2 protein-coding genes are annotated in these 1,447 nt (G+C 48.4%); one reads left to right on the forward strand and one right to left on the reverse strand.

Annotation, left to right across the window (positions count from 1 at the left end; all coding sequences use genetic code 11):
• The first annotated feature begins 2 nt into the window (after positions 1-2).
• The gene (locus ACWHAR_RS21255; RefSeq protein WP_452087740.1) at positions 3-809 is read left to right on the forward strand and encodes a phytoene/squalene synthase family protein; all 807 of its coding nucleotides are present in this window, start codon (positions 3-5) and stop codon (positions 807-809) included.
• Between the two features lie 29 nt (positions 810-838).
• On the opposite strand, the gene ACWHAR_RS21260 is transcribed toward ACWHAR_RS21255, so the two are convergent.
• Positions 839-1,447 (reverse strand): MATE family efflux transporter (locus ACWHAR_RS21260; RefSeq protein ID WP_452087741.1); only part of this gene is annotated, 609 nt, incomplete at its 5' end.

Raw genomic sequence — 1,447 nt, forward strand, 5'->3', positions numbered from 1 at the left:
AAATGAAAGAGATAAAAGAAGCCTATCAGCAATGCGGCCAGATCGTCAGCGCCCGCGAACCAGCCTGTTACAAAGCATTTTCGTTTCTTCCGCTGAAGCAAAGGCAGGCAGTTTGGGCGGTTATGGCGTTTTACCATACGGCAGCCAATGCGGACGAGAAGGCGTTATCTGCCATTGAAGCTGAGGCGGAAGATGTTTTTTCCGGAACGTATAACGGGAATCATTTTTTGTGGAAGGCTTTCGATCATGCGTACCAAACCTTTACTTTGGACAGCGAGCCATTCCGTGAGTTCATTGCCGCACAGAAAGCGGAAGATAAACCGTTTGGAAACCTTGATGAATTGCTCATGCACGCATATCAGACAGGCGGCGCAGCCGGATTGATGCTGCTCCCGATTATGGCGCGCCGGCATCAGGAACAGCTGACACATCCAGCCGGTTCTCTCGGTTTAGCGATTCAGCTGATTCGGATTCTGAGAGATATCGGCACTGGCCAACAGCAAAAAAGCCGTATCCCTCGGGAAGTAATGCAGCAATTCGGCTATACAGAGGCTGATCTCCAAAAAGGCACCGTAAATAAGGCGTTCACAATGACGTGGGAGTATATCGCTTTTGAAGCAGAAGCCTACCTTGAAGAGTGTCAGGATGCCTTGCCGCTATTTCCGCAGTATTCTCAAAAAACGGTGAAAGCTGCTCTTCATTTGTACCGGGCTGTTTTAGAAAAAATCCGGGCGAAGCAGCACGATGTATTTCAACATCACTTCGCTCTCACAGAGACCGAAGTGAAGCAGATTCTGTCTGATATCTAAAAAACACCCGGCCTTGATTGAGCCGGGTGTTACGCCATACCTTTTTGTATCCAGATACGTGAGCGCCATCTTCTGTACATTAAGATTCCCCGGACCCATTCATCCGCGATAAAAGAAATCCAAATGCCGGCAAGACCGAAACCGAGGTGGATGCCGAAAAGATAAGCAAGCGGGAGGCCGATGCCCCACATAGAAATCATTGCCATGTAAACCGGGAATTTCGCATCCCCCGCGGCCCGCAGAGAGTTAATGATAATGACATTAAACGAGCGGCCTGGTTCAAGGATAATGGTCATGGCAATCAATAGGCTTGCAGTTGCTATAATGTCAGGGCTTTGTGTGAAGAGTCCGATCAGGTCTTTTGAAAAGATCGTCATCAAAACAGAGGTAGCCGCAGCAATTCCGAGTGCCCAATATAAGCTCTTCATGCAGCGCTCATAAGCGGCATCAAATTGTTTGCCGCCGATATAACGGCCGATTAAGATTTGTGTACCCTGGCTGATCGCAGTGCCGAACAGCAAAATAAACATCGTAATATTTTGCGTATACACTTTTGTTGTCAACGCCTGCGCGCCCATGATCGCGATAAAATACGTGACAATCATTTGTGACAGGTTGTATGACAGCTGCTCTCCCGC

The sequence above is a fragment of the Bacillus sp. LR--39 genome (assembly GCF_053613335.1).